The sequence below is a fragment of the Lacimicrobium alkaliphilum genome, assembly GCF_001466725.1.
Lineage (GTDB): Bacteria > Pseudomonadota > Gammaproteobacteria > Enterobacterales > Alteromonadaceae > Lacimicrobium > Lacimicrobium alkaliphilum_B.
Genome location: NZ_CP013650.1, coordinates 3,059,679 through 3,075,037 on the forward strand (window position 1 = coordinate 3,059,679; position 15,359 = coordinate 3,075,037).

Annotated in this window: 13 protein-coding genes; all 13 read right to left on the minus strand. The window is 48.5% G+C overall.

All coding sequences use genetic code 11. The annotated features are described in order from the left end of the window. Positions 1–575: 575 nt before the first annotated feature. The 13 genes from AT746_RS13875 to AT746_RS13930 all read right to left on the minus strand — a co-directional run bounded on the left by AT746_RS13875 (position 576) and on the right by AT746_RS13930 (position 14,818). Positions 576–953 carry a hypothetical protein gene (locus AT746_RS13875; protein WP_062481279.1) on the minus strand — a complete coding sequence of 126 codons (378 nt, stop codon included), beginning with the start codon at positions 951–953 and terminating at the stop codon, positions 576–578. Further along, positions 950–1,276, minus strand: a complete 327-nt coding sequence (locus tag AT746_RS19930; protein WP_197414264.1) for a hypothetical protein — start codon at positions 1,274–1,276, stop codon at positions 950–952. Before AT746_RS19930 ends, AT746_RS13875 begins: the two co-directional genes overlap by 4 nt. 33 nt (positions 1,277–1,309) lie before the next feature. Then, positions 1,310–2,569 (minus strand): S41 family peptidase, encoded by a 1,260-nt coding sequence (locus tag AT746_RS13880; protein WP_197414265.1) that lies wholly within the window; start codon positions 2,567–2,569, stop codon positions 1,310–1,312. Positions 2,570–2,732: 163 nt separating this feature from the next. Next, positions 2,733–3,731, minus strand: a complete 999-nt coding sequence (locus AT746_RS13885) for an NAD-dependent epimerase (protein ID WP_062481282.1) — start codon at positions 3,729–3,731, stop codon at positions 2,733–2,735. Between the two features lie 89 nt (positions 3,732–3,820). Beyond that, a complete protein-coding gene (locus AT746_RS13890) occupies positions 3,821–4,633 on the minus strand; it encodes a glycosyltransferase family 2 protein (protein WP_231730944.1) in 813 nt (270 codons plus the stop codon). Between the two features lie 53 nt (positions 4,634–4,686). Then, positions 4,687–5,574, minus strand: coding sequence for a glycosyltransferase (locus tag AT746_RS13895; protein WP_062481287.1), 888 nt, complete (start codon positions 5,572–5,574; stop codon positions 4,687–4,689). Between the two features lie 174 nt (positions 5,575–5,748). Then, positions 5,749–7,551: a glycosyltransferase family 2 protein gene (locus AT746_RS13900; RefSeq protein WP_062481288.1), complete on the minus strand. Its 1,803-nt coding sequence runs from the start codon at positions 7,549–7,551 to the stop codon at positions 5,749–5,751. A 101-nt stretch (positions 7,552–7,652) separates the two neighbouring features. Further along, a complete protein-coding gene (locus AT746_RS13905) occupies positions 7,653–8,636 on the minus strand; it encodes a hypothetical protein (protein WP_062481290.1) in 984 nt (327 codons plus the stop codon). A gap of 13 nt (positions 8,637–8,649) precedes the next feature. Next, complete coding sequence (locus tag AT746_RS13910) at positions 8,650–9,570, minus strand: glycosyltransferase (protein WP_062481292.1); 921 nt, start codon at positions 9,568–9,570, stop codon at positions 8,650–8,652. Further along, positions 9,567–10,811 carry a glycosyltransferase family 2 protein gene (locus AT746_RS13915; RefSeq protein WP_062481294.1) on the minus strand — a complete coding sequence of 415 codons (1,245 nt, stop codon included), beginning with the start codon at positions 10,809–10,811 and terminating at the stop codon, positions 9,567–9,569. Before AT746_RS13915 ends, AT746_RS13910 begins: the two co-directional genes overlap by 4 nt. After that, on the minus strand, positions 10,808–11,794 hold the full coding sequence (locus tag AT746_RS13920) for a hypothetical protein (protein WP_062481296.1): 987 nt from the start codon (positions 11,792–11,794) through the stop codon (positions 10,808–10,810). The genes AT746_RS13915 and AT746_RS13920 overlap by 4 nt, the downstream gene beginning before the upstream one ends. 33 nt (positions 11,795–11,827) lie before the next feature. Continuing rightward, entirely contained in the window at positions 11,828–13,759 is a 1,932-nt protein-coding gene (locus AT746_RS13925) for a rhamnan synthesis F family protein (protein WP_062481298.1), read from the minus strand. Between the two features lie 3 nt (positions 13,760–13,762). Further along, on the minus strand, positions 13,763–14,818 hold the full coding sequence (locus tag AT746_RS13930; protein ID WP_062481300.1) for a hypothetical protein: 1,056 nt from the start codon (positions 14,816–14,818) through the stop codon (positions 13,763–13,765). Positions 14,819–15,359: the final 541 nt, after the last annotated feature.

The window sequence follows — 15,359 nt, forward strand, 5'->3', positions numbered from 1 at the left end:
GGCGGCAGGAGTGAGGTAGAGCAATCCCGCAATACGCTTCGCTCCTTGCAGGCTACACATAAATGACAGGAGAGATACTGCCAACAACATGCGGGAGCGACAAGCCTGTCATGCCCGAATGCTGTTATCGGGCGTCCAGTGTCCTTTGCAAAAGGCGAAGTTAACCACAAAGTCACAGAGAACACAGAGGTATAACGGTTTAAACCCCTCCACTTCTCTGCGGTCTCCGCGGCTCTGCGGTAAAAGCAGAGTAGCCTGGATGCAGCGAAGCGAAATCCGGGATGTCCCGCAATACGCTTCGCTCCTTGCTGGCTACACCACCGACCCAGTCCTACTCTGGCAGAGACACTGCGCGGCAGAATCTAAGGATCGAATTTATTCGGTCTAGGGTCTGATTTATTCGGCCCAATGAGGCAAGCTTTACGCCATTCGCCCAATAAATTGTGCCCTGCAGGTTGCCTGGTTTTGTTGGTTTTTGTTGGACTGAAGTCCAACCTACAATCCAACCAGTTGTGACTCAACCTTGTAGATCGGAATTTATTCCGACAATGTATTTTAGTCATGCCCGAATGTCGTTATCGGGCATCCAGCGCCCGGCAGCTTGCCTGTTGCAGAGTAAAGACCTTACCTGAGGCGCCGTGAATAAGCTGGCACTGGCCACCCTTTATCTGCAACCGGAACACTTCAGGCTTGTTATTATGCCTTCCCATAATCGGATTGCCCTGGGCATCGCTGCCCATATTCTGTTCAATATACAAGATGTTTCGTTTGGTCAGGGCGTCATCGGCAAGTTTCACCGGTAATCCGCCAATTGCCTGCTGAATCATCTGCTGCAGTTCGGTTTTCACCTCTTCACCGGGGTTAATAATCACCGCCGGCACCGCCTCTTCGGCCTGAGTTAACTGGCAACCACTGGCGAGCAAGGTGGTGATCAATACAAGCAAAAGCCTCATTGCTGCTCTCCCGGGTGGCGACCAAACTGCCGATAGAGTTTGTTTTCCAGTATCGTGGCCCGATAACGGGGGTCGGGCCGTTTTATCTGCAAACCTTTACCCCCGGCCTCAGCTTTCTGAGTGAAACTCTCCACGCCACTGGTTTGGGGGCAAACGCCACTGCCCAAATAATCCAGGGCCGCCATTAGCTGGCCTTCCTGCGGATTCCCCAAAGGCCGGCTGAGATCATCCTCGACCATACAACCCTGCACATCAGCAGGAAACTGCGGTGTCGGTGTGGGCACAAAGCCGTCAGAATATTCACCGAAGCCTTTGTCATTCACGCCGGTAAACTGAATAGTGAAATACGTGGTACCTCAGTTATCGGTAGGATAAAAACCATAAGGCTTACCACAGGTTTGATCGCCAATCAGGATCACCTCAATATCAATCCCGCGCAAACCGTTGATAAAGGCTTCACTGGCAGAGCAGGTGCCGTCGGTAGTGAGCACAAACACCCGGTTCAATGCCAGTGTGGGCAGGTTCTGAGAGGTTTCAACAAAACGCTCATAGTCGATACGCTTGTCTACAAATTCCAGCGGAATAAGTACCTCACCGGTCACCGGATCACGATTTGGATGCTTGTCATTAAACTGCATCTGCTCAAAGGTGCGACCATTAGTATTGGCGTCACCGGCAACCATATAGCCAAGCTGAGAAGCCAGTACCAGCAATCCTCCACCGTTATAACGTAAGTCCACCACCAGATCCGTGGCATTTTCATCGACAAACAGCTCAAAGGCCTCAATCAGCTGATCCTGAGCCAGAGCGATATGGCTGTTAAATTGCAAATAACCCACTCTGCCCTGTTCGGTTTCCAGCACCTTTGCGTTCTGAACAGGGGTGATTTGCACATCCGCCGATGTCATGGTGACTTCAATGCGCTCACCGGCATGGTCCTCGTACACAAACTGATGGTTTTCACCTGCTACAGAGGGAAACAGGCCATTATTTATAATTTCAACGTTACTGCCGTTAACAACATCCACGCCATCCACTTCAAGCACTCGTGCGCCACGCTCAAGCCCGGCCATATCTGCCGGTGAACCGGGTTCGATAAAGGCAATCTGCAGCTTACGGGGCGGCGACACTGAACTGAACTTCCACTCAATACCATAACCGGACTCCACGCCGGACTGAGTCTGTTGTTTATACTCAGCGGTATCCTGATAGAAATGGAAGTTGTCCTTGGCAGCACCAGAAGGGGTTCTGGCGGTGGTTCTTAACAGATCAAAATATTCCAGCACCCCATAACCGGCAGGATTAATATCGTCGAGTTCGTCGTACCAGAGATACGTGTTGTTACTCCAGGAGCGTAACCAGAGCTTCTCATGGGTAGCGCTGCCGGTTTTATCCGGGTATGACTGGCCGGAAAAGGGATCGGTACCGGAACGGGGCACTGCACAGAAATCCTTTAACTCAGATTCAGGGGCATATACACCAGCCTGCCACTGCGGTGTCGACGAACCGGACGACGGCGCCCTGAAATTACCCTGACCACTGCCGCCGCCTCCACCGCAGGCACTCAGGCCGATAAGGGCTGCCAATAACGCCCCTGTATTTAACACTCTCAGCATAAAGACTCCTTAAATCCTTTTACTTTATCAGACAGCCTACCGGATCAACCGATATCAGAAACAGGCAGAATGTAGCAAAGATTCCCCAGGGAAACAGTAACGCAAAAAAATGAATTTTGTTGTCAGTCTTCTTTATCAAGGCATAAACAGCAAGCCGGAAAACTCAGCCGTAATACTCTCGGTACCATCGTACGTATCGCTCAACACCCTGCTCCAGCGGTGTAACAGGCTTAAAACCCACTGCCTGATAGAGATCCTCAATATCGGCGCAGGTGGTCCTGACATCGCCAGCCTGCATCGGCAGAAGTTCCTTGATCGCCTGCTTCCCGAGCGCCTTTTCAATCAGCCGGATAAAATCAAGCAATGACGCCGGCTGGTTATTACCAATGTTATAAATCCGGTAAGGTGCAGAACTGGCAGATACCGGCGAGCCTCGCCAGGCTGGATCCGGCTGTGGTACCTTTTCCAGAATCCGCACCACTCCCTCAACAATGTCGTCAATATAGGTAAAGTCGCGCTGCATATTGCCCTGATTAAACACTTTCAGCGGCTTTCCTTCGTCGATTGCACGGGTAAACAGGTACATTGCCATATCCGGCCTGCCCCAGGGACCATACACCGTAAAAAAGCGCAGTCCCGTCGTCGGTATTGCATACAGATGGCTATACGAGTGAGCCATCAGTTCATTACTTTTCTTTGTCGCGGCATAGAGGGATACGGGATGGTCAACACAATCCTCAGTTGAGAAAGGCAGTTTGGTATTCAGACCATAGACAGAACTGGAAGAGGCAAAAACCAGATGTTCAACACGGTTTTGACGACAACCTTCAAGCACCGTCAGAGTGCCAATCATATTGCTATCGGCATAAGCCATAGGATTGTCCAGAGAATAGCGGACACCTGCCTGCGCACCCAGGTGAACAACCCGCTGGAAACGCTCTCTGGCAAAAAGCTCTGCCATAGCGACACGGTCTGCCAGGTCGAGCTGACAAAACGTAAAACCCGGCTTATCCTGCAACAATGCCAGCCGGTGCCGTTTTAACTTAACAGAATAATAGTCACTCAGATTATCTATACCGGTTACCCTGCAGCCCATTTCCAGCAGTCGATGACAAACAAAACTGCCGATAAAGCCGGCGGCACCGGTAACCAGAATATGCATAGCAGGCTCCAACATGAGATACAGATCAGACTTTGACGAAAGTGAGCATCGTGGCAGTTCTCAGGAAAGTGGCGTCGGCAAAGTAAACCCTACCAGTTTCTGGAATATGGGCCATCTTTTCGCCGCATCCCGTCCCACAACCCTTTAAGCATATAGCTTGTGCGCTCTAAACGCCCCGGTTGCAGAATTGAGTTAGCAAAAAAGCGTATTGGCAAGACAAGCAGATTACGGGTTTTCCAGTAACCTGGTACATAGCTTCTGCGACACAACAAGAGAATATTTCTGAACTGATAGTAAAGACGGATTGGCGAACCAACTTTATAGGTTATACCGGCAAAAGTACTGCGGGAGTCACCGAGCCGATGCACCATTTTGACGTTACCTGCCAGTGCGATAGATAAATTCCGCTGTCTCGCCCGCCAACACCATTCATGATCTACGCCATCAATAAATAAGGCCTCTTCTTTCATCCCTGTTTCGTCAAGCTTTTCGAGATCAATCATCATACCCGAGGAAATAATTTGTGTTACACAAACCATATCATCATAGACTTCAAGCTCCCTCTGAACTCTTGGTTTAACCGGCTTGTCAGAAAATGAGCAGACAATTCGCGGCCCGATAGCTACCACGTCACGGTTGTCCTGCTTCGAAGCGACCAACAAACTGCGAAGTCTCGACACAAACTCGCCATCAGGCTGGCTGTCCTGATCCAGTAATAATCCATACTGGCAGTCACTCAGTTGCAAATCTCTCAGGCCTACATTCTGTGCCGCGGCAATGCCGATATTGTCAGCAAAATGATGATAATTCAGGTTGTGTTTAGGCACATCCAATACAGTAGGCACAGGGGAATTGTCCACCACGCACAACACATCCACCTGCCTGATAACAGATTCAATCAATGCCTGCGCTTGAGACAATACAGGCTTGTAGAGTATAACTACGGCACCGGTTTTCAATGTTTTACAAACTTTTCCAGAAACAGACGATCAATTTTGTAGGCCAGTTTAAGTATTCTTGACGGCATCAGCCTTAAGGTCAACACAGCCAGGGCATAAATAATATTGCCAATCCGAATTTTTTGCAGATGGCGCATAGCATAAAGGCGCGCCTTGAATTCATTAATTGACTTGCTCAGGCCCCGGCGTTTATAAAAATCATTCACCCGGCGGAACTGCAGAAGTTTGTCAGCCAGATTGGTAAAAATGAATCCCGCACCCGCCAGCTCTATCCACAAAAAATAATCCTGAGTATTTCGCAAACTGGCCCGGTATCGGTGCCCCGCCTCAAAGACCCGGAAGCGCATCGCTACAGTCGGGTGATTCAGCGAACAGCGTTTAGGAAGAAACCGGACGATTTCACTATGGGTCAGCGGCAGTTTTCGTTTGCCAACCCGCTTGCCATGTTCATTGATTTCAACCAGTGCCGTGCCCAAAATATCCACATCCGGGTGCTGACGAAAAAATGCAATTTGTTTTTCCAGCCTTTGCGGCCGAGAAATATCATCAGCATCCATGCGGAAAAAATAATCTGGCGCGTAAGGCACTGCCCAATCGATAATATGGTTCATACACTGGCTCAGGCCAACATTGTGTTTACTCTGCATAAGAATAAGTCGGGGTTCACTATCAGCCTGCTCGTGCAGATATGAGGCAATATCATCAGGAATCTCACCATCGATCACGACGCAGAAAACAAAGTTCCGGTATGATTGCCTGAGAATGCTTTGGGTTGCCTGCCTGACCCATTCCAGTCGATCCTCACGGTAAACCGCCATACCGACCACAGCATCGAACACGATGCCCTCGGGAACCTGGTTTATTTGCGTGAAGTGATTATCCAATCTGAGTATTGCCCTGTGAAATACGACTATTGTACCCGCCACTCAGCGACAGGTTAAAGCAGCCAAAAAATAGCGGAAAATTAACAGAAAACTATGCAAAAATCTGCTTTTATTAGCTAAAAAGCCTCGAAAGGCATGAATTTGCATAAAAGATCAACGTTCCATGGCGGTTGGCTAATCAAGATGTCGATTACGGATACGATGAAGTTTCTTCTTCAGCAATGCCCCCCAGTCGGTTAATGCAAAGTTTTCGAACCGTAACGTCAGATTTGGATTATAGGCCTTATCCTGATCAATCACATGCTTCCAGCGCTTTTTTAAACAGGCCACTTCTGCAGCAAAGCGCGCCTGCTTCTCGGGCGTATCTTCTGCGCCCCTTGAAATCGACTCATGGTGATAAAGCACAGCCTCTGCACAATAGAGGTTGCGTCGTCCCATTTCCTGCACTTTGAGGCAAAAATCAACATCATTAAAGGCGACCACCAGATTCTCTTCATCTAACCCGCCTACAGCCAGATAATCGGCCCTGCTAACCAGCAGACAGGCAGCGGTCACTGCACTGAAATTGTGGCTGGCCATCAGCCGGTTCAGATACCCGGCAAAATCACCCGGGAAATACTTGTGAGCGTGACCGGCTCCACCGCCATAGCCCATTACCACTCCCGCATGCTGAATTCTGTTATCAGGATAAAGGAGCTTGGCACCAACACAGCCGATTTCTGGTCGCGTGACATGACCCACCATGCAGCCCAGCCAGTCAGGCGCGATGACTTCAATATCGTTATTCACCAACCCGATGATCTCACCATCAGCCTGAGCCACAGCAAAATTATTGATTGCCGAGTAATTAAAGGGATGGGGATATCTGAGCAAACGAACCTGAGGATGCTCTGCAAGCTGATCAAAATAGGCCAGACTTGCCAGCTCATCAGAATTATTATCCACCAGCAAAATTTCAAAGTTCCGATAACGGGTTTTTTCCAGAATCGACTCAACGCAGGCCTGAACCAAAGCTTTGCCATTATAGGTGGGAACGATCAAACTGACTTTGGGCTCAACTGGGGTTCGCCACATCAGAGTCAAAGATTGTGCACCAGCATCAATCTGATAGTCAGCGTAGCGCGCCAGGCTGGCTTCGAACTCAGGCAACAGCGATTGAAACACTCCGTCCTGTTTTTCCGGAACATGTATCAGTACCAGCGGGATATGCTGTACCTCACCAAGCGCTCCATTCAGAGTCCGGGCACTGAGCCATTGCGCCAGCGCATAAGGCCTGCAAAGATGAGGTATTTGCTTCAGCTCTCTGGCATCCGTGAGTAAACAACCACTTCGAATATAGGCCGTAGTTATTTGCAGATCGGGGTTCCAGTCAGGATAACATTGTGGGGTATGCCGGTTACCCTCTTTGTCAATATAATCAGAGTCGACATAAACCAGTTGCTTATCTGTCCGGGGCCAGTGCATCAAAACTCTGATACAGTCCTTGTGTAATCTCTCACCACTGTGGCAGACAAAAACCGCCTGATCATAAAACCTTTGAGGAACATCCTCATTTTCATGCACAAAAGCAATATCATACTCATGTAGATCGAGCTGCCTGACCAAGCGGGTCACTTTTCCAAAACTCTGTCTGCTACAACAAATGAGGATACCGCTGGCAGCAACAGACTGAGCCAGCACACTTTTGATGGATGTCCACAGCGCATTTTTATCGGGCGTGTCGACGAGAATACAAACCGCCAAAGAGCCTGCAGAAGTATCAGGCAGTTCATCGATAAACTGCTGCTGCACCGCCATATTCTTTTTATAGCTTTTATACTGCTGCCGCTCGGTAGGCATATGTCGCAACACACCGGCATCATAAAGAGAACGGGTGTACCAGGCTGCGAGGCGAGGCTGATTGCGCAGAGATTGTCGGACAGCCCGGGGCAGCAACCCGACAGTAAATTTAAGGCTTCTGATTAAATACTTTTTCAACTTTCAGGCCTTAGTACCATATTTATTAACACTACAGATTTGCCATTGAGCTAATACAATCATTCAGACCAGGTCCATATGGTTCAGATAGACTGACCAAATCACTTTAAGAACCTTGACCACCAGGGTCTGTTAGTTTCTCTTGTACCCATAGCGATCAGGAATCTGCCTAATTCCATCATGTATTCCCTCGACTCCAGCAAGGCGTGAGCCTGCTCAAGATCGATGCTTTCCTCAGGAAGAATATCCTCAATCAACGGCAATAGCTTGTGATGACTGTACTTTACATCCTTTGCCTTAAGGTACTTGTGCGCAAGAAAACGCAGCAATTGATCAGAACTATTCTTATCTGAAAAAATTTTGCCGCAGGTTTCTTTTGCCACATCATAGTCTCTCGAATCCCTGATTTTCCCAAAAAAAACAAGTAAAAATGACGCAATAGGATCAAATCTGGAATTAACACCAGAGTAGGCATTCATCATCTCATTCGCGGTTAACTCGCGGATAAGATTCTCGTCAATATCCACACTTCTCAAAAAGTGTGGAATACACTCATGCTTAATCCGATCATAGGAATAAACATCAACCGCTTCATCACCAAACACCTTACACCAGCTATTTAATGTTCTGTCGTAATCTACCAGCCTGGAGAGACGCTTGTTCAACTTCTCGATCTTGGTAAGGCTGCGACTGGTCTTGTTAATCTCAGAAAAAGCACTGATCACAAAGTCATAGGCATTCCTGAAGTATATTTTTACTTCAACATCAAAATCCCCCAGCAAATCACACAATTCAGCCACATGTTGGTAGTTCAGCGTGCTGAATTCCTCACCGGATAAAATCACCGTCTGGCAACGCTTTGCCAGTGCTTCTTCTCGTATGAGCTTTAAATCACGTTTGACCTTTGTCAGTTTGCCATGTCTTAGCAGGGTAGCCAGATAAGAATACTGATTTTTAGACTGTCCCAGACAACTAACGGGGTAAAGTGTGCCTGATTGATATAATGCTTTCTCGTTAGCAAGTAAAAACTGCTGAATAGCCGTTGTACCCGTTTTATGGGTACCAATATGTAAAATCAGTTTCATCGTTAAAACCAAATTAAATAAAGTATTTCGCCAGCTCAGTGGCGGCAAATCCGGTGGAATGTCGGTTAAGGTATCGCTGTTGCTGCAGGCGGGTCGCTTCTCGCTCAGCATCATGAGTGACGTAATACTCAATCAATCCGGTAAGCTCGGATTGATTGCGATAGTATACCCCATGGTAATGCTTCCTGGCGTCCATGTTGTTATCACTGATAACAAAGGCTCCGGCTTTCAGAAAATCCACGTACTTGTGGCTCACTGTACCAATCTTATTCATCATATCATGGTGATCAATCAGGCAGATTTTGCTGCCTTTCGCCAACATCGGAATCTCTTCATACGGCACGCTGCGGGCAATCCAATAATCCTTAGCGACCGGATTACCCGCATACTGATCCCAGTTAGGGCCATATAAGTGCATTTTAAGATTAAGAGACTTCACCAACGGCAAGGCCGCCTCAAGTATTGGTCTGATCCTTGGTGTGCCAACAAAAGACAGATCGCATTGATACCTGGGCCTGGTGCGGTTACAGGGCTGCAATGAAGAAAAAGGCGGGATCACTTCAATCGGCGCCTGCGTGGTAAAAGGCTGTTGCCGCCTGAAAGGCTCCAGGCGCATTAACCGACGCCGTTGCAGAAATCCTTTCATCCCTTCACTGCAAACAAACACCTTGCGGAACTGATCGATGCTTTTCAGCTTCTCCACGTGACAGTAAATAAGCGCAATATTATTAGCCTCGGCATCAAACTTGCCCACCTCGGGATAAAAATGCCGTTGTGGGCCACCCAGAAAATAGATCCGGTTTTGTGAAGCGGCACGATATTGGTACCCCAGTGCTTCCAGCTCTTGTCTGAGGTTTACATATACCCGATAGTCATACCAGAGTTCATTTTTATGTGGCGATGCAATGCAAAAGGAGGTCATCCCGTCACTCATTCCGCTTGCTGACCAAAAAGATCAGATCGTCTGATACCTGCCTGCAGATCCAGATCGGCGTATTCCGCCACACGTTTTCTTATCAATGGTCCCCTTGGGCGCAATTCGCTGGCCAGTAGCCAGACATGATAGGCCACCTTTACATCGCTTTTTTCAATTTCTTTCGCTAACTCAATAAGCTCATCGGCATCTTTACAGCGCTGCAATTTCTTTGAGTTAACAATGGCATCAGTCAGTGCCTTATACTCGGCCCTGGTGCAACCTCTGAACACCCGGAACAGGTCGGGGAAGTACTTTCTGGGTACAGTCTGAACATGTGCCAGCGTCTTATGATAACGCTGCTGCACAAATTCCCGGCCTGCTTCCAGTTCCTGCTGGATATCCAGACCTTCAATAAACTGGCGCCGGTGCACATCGTACTCAGCGTAATTCTTTTTATTCAGTTCAAAACAGACTTCCCGACCAATCGCCACATTGTAACCACCGCGATTGAGCTTTAATTGCAGTTCATCGGAAGGGCGCCCCCGGTGTAGCAGGGAAACATATTCCATGGGTGAGCGGAACAATCTGTGGATCACCATCACCGGGCGAAGGTGCTGTAAATCAGGATGCAGACCTTCCCGCAAATTGGGATCCGCTCTGAAGGTATCGCCATCGGCCATCACACTTTTGCCATCTCTAAGCTCAGGAAAGTGATAACCGACCCTGCTGACATTCGCAGTCAGCTTAACCAGCGTCTTAACCAGCGGATTAATCTTCCCTTTGATACGTTGTGGCAGCTGAGAAAACGCCTGCTTCTGCCCAAACGCATTAATCCATCCAAAGGAAATAGTATCGGCATCAGGATTGGCAGTAATCACATCCTGAATACTCAGCTTAAGGCTCTTCGGCGTCCAGAACTCATCAATATCCAGAAACAACAGATAGTCAAATTCACCGCTTTGCCTGGCCTCATCGAGGGCACTGGCATAGACAATATATTGCAGACAGTTTTGCGCACCTGCAGGGCACAGGTCAATCCAGTCGGCACTGCGCCCGCGCACCTGCGGATAGCGCTGATGGATACAATCCAAAACCGCCATGCTGTTATCTGTGGTGCGGTTGATATACACATCAATGGCATCAAAGCCATGATAAAGATGATGGTGCACCCACTCAGGAATATAGGCGGCCTCATCCTTTGCGATCGCGACAATTTTGACCCTGGGTTTTTGCCCTGTTGGTGATATCTGTTTACTCACTGCTCAGACACCCTGATGATATGCCCCATATCCCCTAATAATTTCTGCGCATCTTTATCAAACACCCATTCATCTTTAGCCACCCTGATGGTATTGATACGGCTGTTCGGCTGATAGTTGACGATATTATCGGCAAATTTTTCAGTCATGACCTTTTCACAGCGGTTATCGAGAAAATAATTGCCCACCTTCAGCTCCCGGATATTTGCCGCTACCACCTTTTTCAGCTCCGCCAGTCCTGCTTGTTCGAGCTTGTCAATATGCTGCGTGTACTGATTACGCACCCACATTCCGCGGGTATTAAAATGCTTGAGAAAGATACAGTTCAGGGCCCGAATAATCTCAATATCAGTAATGTCCATCGCCTTGTTGACGGCATCAGGATTATTCTCCGGGGTCACAAAATCAGGCTGCCAGGGCCGCTCAATCATCGCCATAAAATCCTGCAGCAATGAGTCATTGGCAGTGCTGGCGTCATAATCCAGGATCCTGACATTTTCCTTGCCGAACACATGGCTAAGCGCTGTCACTTTTAGGTCTGCTGACAACATCTGGCTTTGAGCAGGACGGGCCAGATGATCATGATAATAAGAGAAAAAGCTCTCCGTACCACCGTGTTTTACCGTTTCCTGCCAGATGGAATACAGTTTAAAGCTGGCCCGGCGCCAGGTGTAAATAGCAACAATACGTTTATTATCCAGGCTGTTGCGTAAATGCTCGAAGCTGTCCTTGCCCAGAGAAATAAAATCCTCGCTGGAGAGCAGGAAGTCATGGGGCTCAGGATTGAAAAATGCAATATCTTCTTTGCTCAGCCCTTTATCCGCCAGCGGCTGGCGAAAGTCATGATGACCAAATATACGCTGAAAACGTTTGGGATAGACCAGATTCGAGCGGAACAACGCCTCCCGGTTGTCCATAAAAAACTTTTGCAGTGCTGTGGTACCGGTTTTGTGTGGTCCCACATGAAAAAACAATGTATTCATCAGTGCTCTGTCGTCCTTTTGAATTAGCGAGGGTTATTCGCCGAAAAACGGGTAACGTCCGTGGTTACTGATTAACCTGCCCCACTTCAGTATTTCTTGTTCATCTATTTCAGTCGCAGTGTTCAGTACCCGCGGCTGGTTTGCCGCCTGCCATTTATCTGCAGGATGCAGTACATGCATATTGCTCAGACCATAATCTCCGCACAGCTGTGCATCGGCACGCACATTGTCACCGATATGAATATGGCTCAGCTGCGCCTGCTGCAGATAGTCTCTCACCCATTCCCATACCTGACCTGTATCTTTTCGTAACCCGGTATGGCTTGATACCAACAGCTTGCGCGGTACCGGTAAGCCTACCTTTCGGATCATCAGCTCAATTTGCGCTGTCGTGTAATAGGTATCGGTAATGATCCAGATCTGACGGCCTCGCGCGGCAAGCTGATTTGCCACATTGACCATTTCGTCTTTCGGCTGAATCTGCTCAAGATCATAGTCGAACTCCAGTGCCATCAGACCATTGGCCTGTTCATCGTCCAGTTCCAGCAGTTCAGCCAGACGCTGATAGACCATCTCAATATTGATATCGCCTTTAAAATTGTTGGCCTTGCGCAGATCCAGTTCCGCTTCATTGCGCAGGGTCACAAAGGCCTGAGGCGAGGATACCAGCCCCTGCTCACTCAGGTACCTGCCCAGGCGATACTTGGCATAGTCCGGCTCGGTATAACGGCGGCGCAGCAAGGTATCAAACAGATCAAATGACACTACCTCGAAATTACTGATTTCTCTGAATAACTGTTCCGGTGGCTTATGATAGCCCGTAAAAATATAGGATTTATCGGTGGTAAAGCGCCCTGCCGGTGGATAATAGAAAAACTGCTGGTAGCCGTTCCTCTCCGCCAGCAGCCCCAGCACCCGTTCCAGCGCATGCAGCCAGGAACCGTCATTGGGCAGGGGCTCAGGCGGAAAATCCTCATAACTGAAATCTGCCGACAATAACTGTTCCAGGGCTTTAGGTCTGGCCCAGAACATGCCGCCTACCGGATAGTTAACAAAATTATCGCTGATATCCAGCCCCCACTGCTGAACAAAGTCCTCAGCAAAAGGCCTATTGCAGGTCCAGTGATTAACCCATGAGGGCATCATCCAGAATGAGGTGGGGTAATACATGCCCAGTTGTGGGTTATCACTGAACAGTCTGAGCATGCAGGACACCACATGTAAATCCTTAAACAGAAACTGATTCAGATAGTCAAACCACTGCGTTTGCTCCCGGCCTGAATAAAGCGATTTTTTTGAATGCAGGTGACACATCAGATCGTAATCCAGCAACTGCCTGCCAAATTCCACCAGCAAGGGGCCGAAATTTCGCCCGCGATTGGGTGCCTTTACTATTTGCAGCTTGTTCACCTGAGCAACAGACCCGAAACGCTGCTGTGCATCCTGCATAATCTCATCGCTGCTGGCCGCCACGAACACATCGACATTGCACGGAAACGCAGCCAGACAAGCGGCAAATTTAGCCACAAAGTCAGGGTAAAAAATATGCAGGCAAATGGCGATTTTCTGTTTGTTCCAGCTATCGCCCTCTTTTGCTATTAGCTGATCTCTTGGATGCCAGCGCAAATAAGCGGACGTAATCTCCCGCTCCTCTGACTCACCCTTTTGATGATAATGCAGCAATGCAGAACTGCCAGCATGATACACATCCAGATAGCGGCGCAGATAACTCTCAGTGTCAAATTTCGGCGAAGGATTCACATTGGCAAAGCCGGATTTATGCAGGTAATCCTCAAAAGCTGCCAGCTCGGAGGGGAATTCGCCATAAAGCTGCTGATAATAGTCGGCATCAAACAGTTCAGCCTCTGAGAGTTCTCTCAGGGCAGCCTTTCTTTCAAGACGTCTGGCAAGGCGGTTCTTTCTGCTTCGCAGACCACGAATCAGGCGGCCAAAATGCTTCTTCATCAATTACAATCCAAACAAACGCATGGGATTTACATTACCATTCCCGGAAATGGCATCATCCACATCAAACAGCGGCCAGGTGGCCCGGGGAAACATATCCCGGCGGGTAACATACGTATCATAATGGCGTTCAATTTCCGCTGCGGAAAAACCAATACCCTGTTGCAGATTATGTACAACTGCTTCAATTGCCCCTTCGAAAATTTGCGTCAGCTCATGAAAATGTTGCTGCGGGTAAGCTGTGCGGCCAAATACAAAATGAAAGGGTGAGGCAGAAAACTCACTGGCGCGGGAAATATCCACAAACTGGCCATCAGGTGATGTCAGCAAAGACTCCAGAAATAAAGAGCGGTCCAGCATCAGATAGCCATCGCCCATCTTCACACCGGTCTTATACACCCCTTTCATAGTGGCCTGATGTCCGCCAATATGTTGAGTGCCGTCTCGGGTGGCAATAAAGTAAAGCCCTTGAGTATCAGTTTCCAACAGCCGCGTCAGCAGTTTCTGAATAGTGCCGGCGTAACCCACATCCACCATAAGCAGACTTTTCGTGCTATCCAGCCCGAGGCTCTGTAAATAATCGAGGTACACCTGACGGCTGGCCTGCACGCTTTGTTTTAGCGCATCTATATGCAGGCTGAAATGTGCCTGCAGCGCTTCGCTTTCATAGGGTAACACCCAGTTTACCGCCAGCTCATCGGCACTGAAAATTTCTTCTACCTGCCGGGAGGTAAAACCAAACCGACCTTCAAGTAACTCTCTGAGCGTACCGGAGAACTTATTCGCCAGGCTCCAGCGCCAGGTTAGCCGGTCGCCGATACTGATCCGAAACAAAAAGGTGCGCGATGCATGCAGATAAATGTGGGGTAAAGGTTCAATCAAACCATTCCCGGCCAGACGTTCATAGGCTTTGCGAAAGAAATACCCCTCGCGGGCCAGAAAAACCAGTTTGTCGGTCTCCTTCTCACGGACATACTTCACCAGCGACGCCATATACTCACTGCATATGGGCCCAAGGAAGTTATATCCGAAATCCCGTAATACCACGCCTTTATTCATACCGGAGAAACTGCCAACTGTGAAACCTGAAGGAATAATTCAAAGCCGCGCATAATAACACGGCGCAGACAGTCAAATCATCCTTTTCGAAACCATCCTGTCGGATTGGCCGATGAGATGCGCTATCGCCAATCTCGTAGGTCGGACTTTAGTCCGACAAATATAACAACGCCCGCCATTGCAGTCGGATTGGCCGACGAGATGCATCCCTGCAACGTCGGCATACCGTCCATCCATGGACATAAAATCCGACCTACAGCCATGGACATAAAACCCGACCTACCAAAACACGCAAACCTCGTAGGTCGGAATTTATTCCGACAAATCTAACAACGCCCACCATCTCGTTGGATTGACGTTATTGTCGGATTGAAATCCGACCTACAACCATGGATATAGAATCCGACCTACGACCATAGACATAAAATCCGACCTATTACCGTGGATATAAAATCCGCCTACAATTTAATTTATAGAATTATTCGACCTAATCTCTATTTTTGACTACAACATACATCAAATCCCACGGAAGGTACTCTGC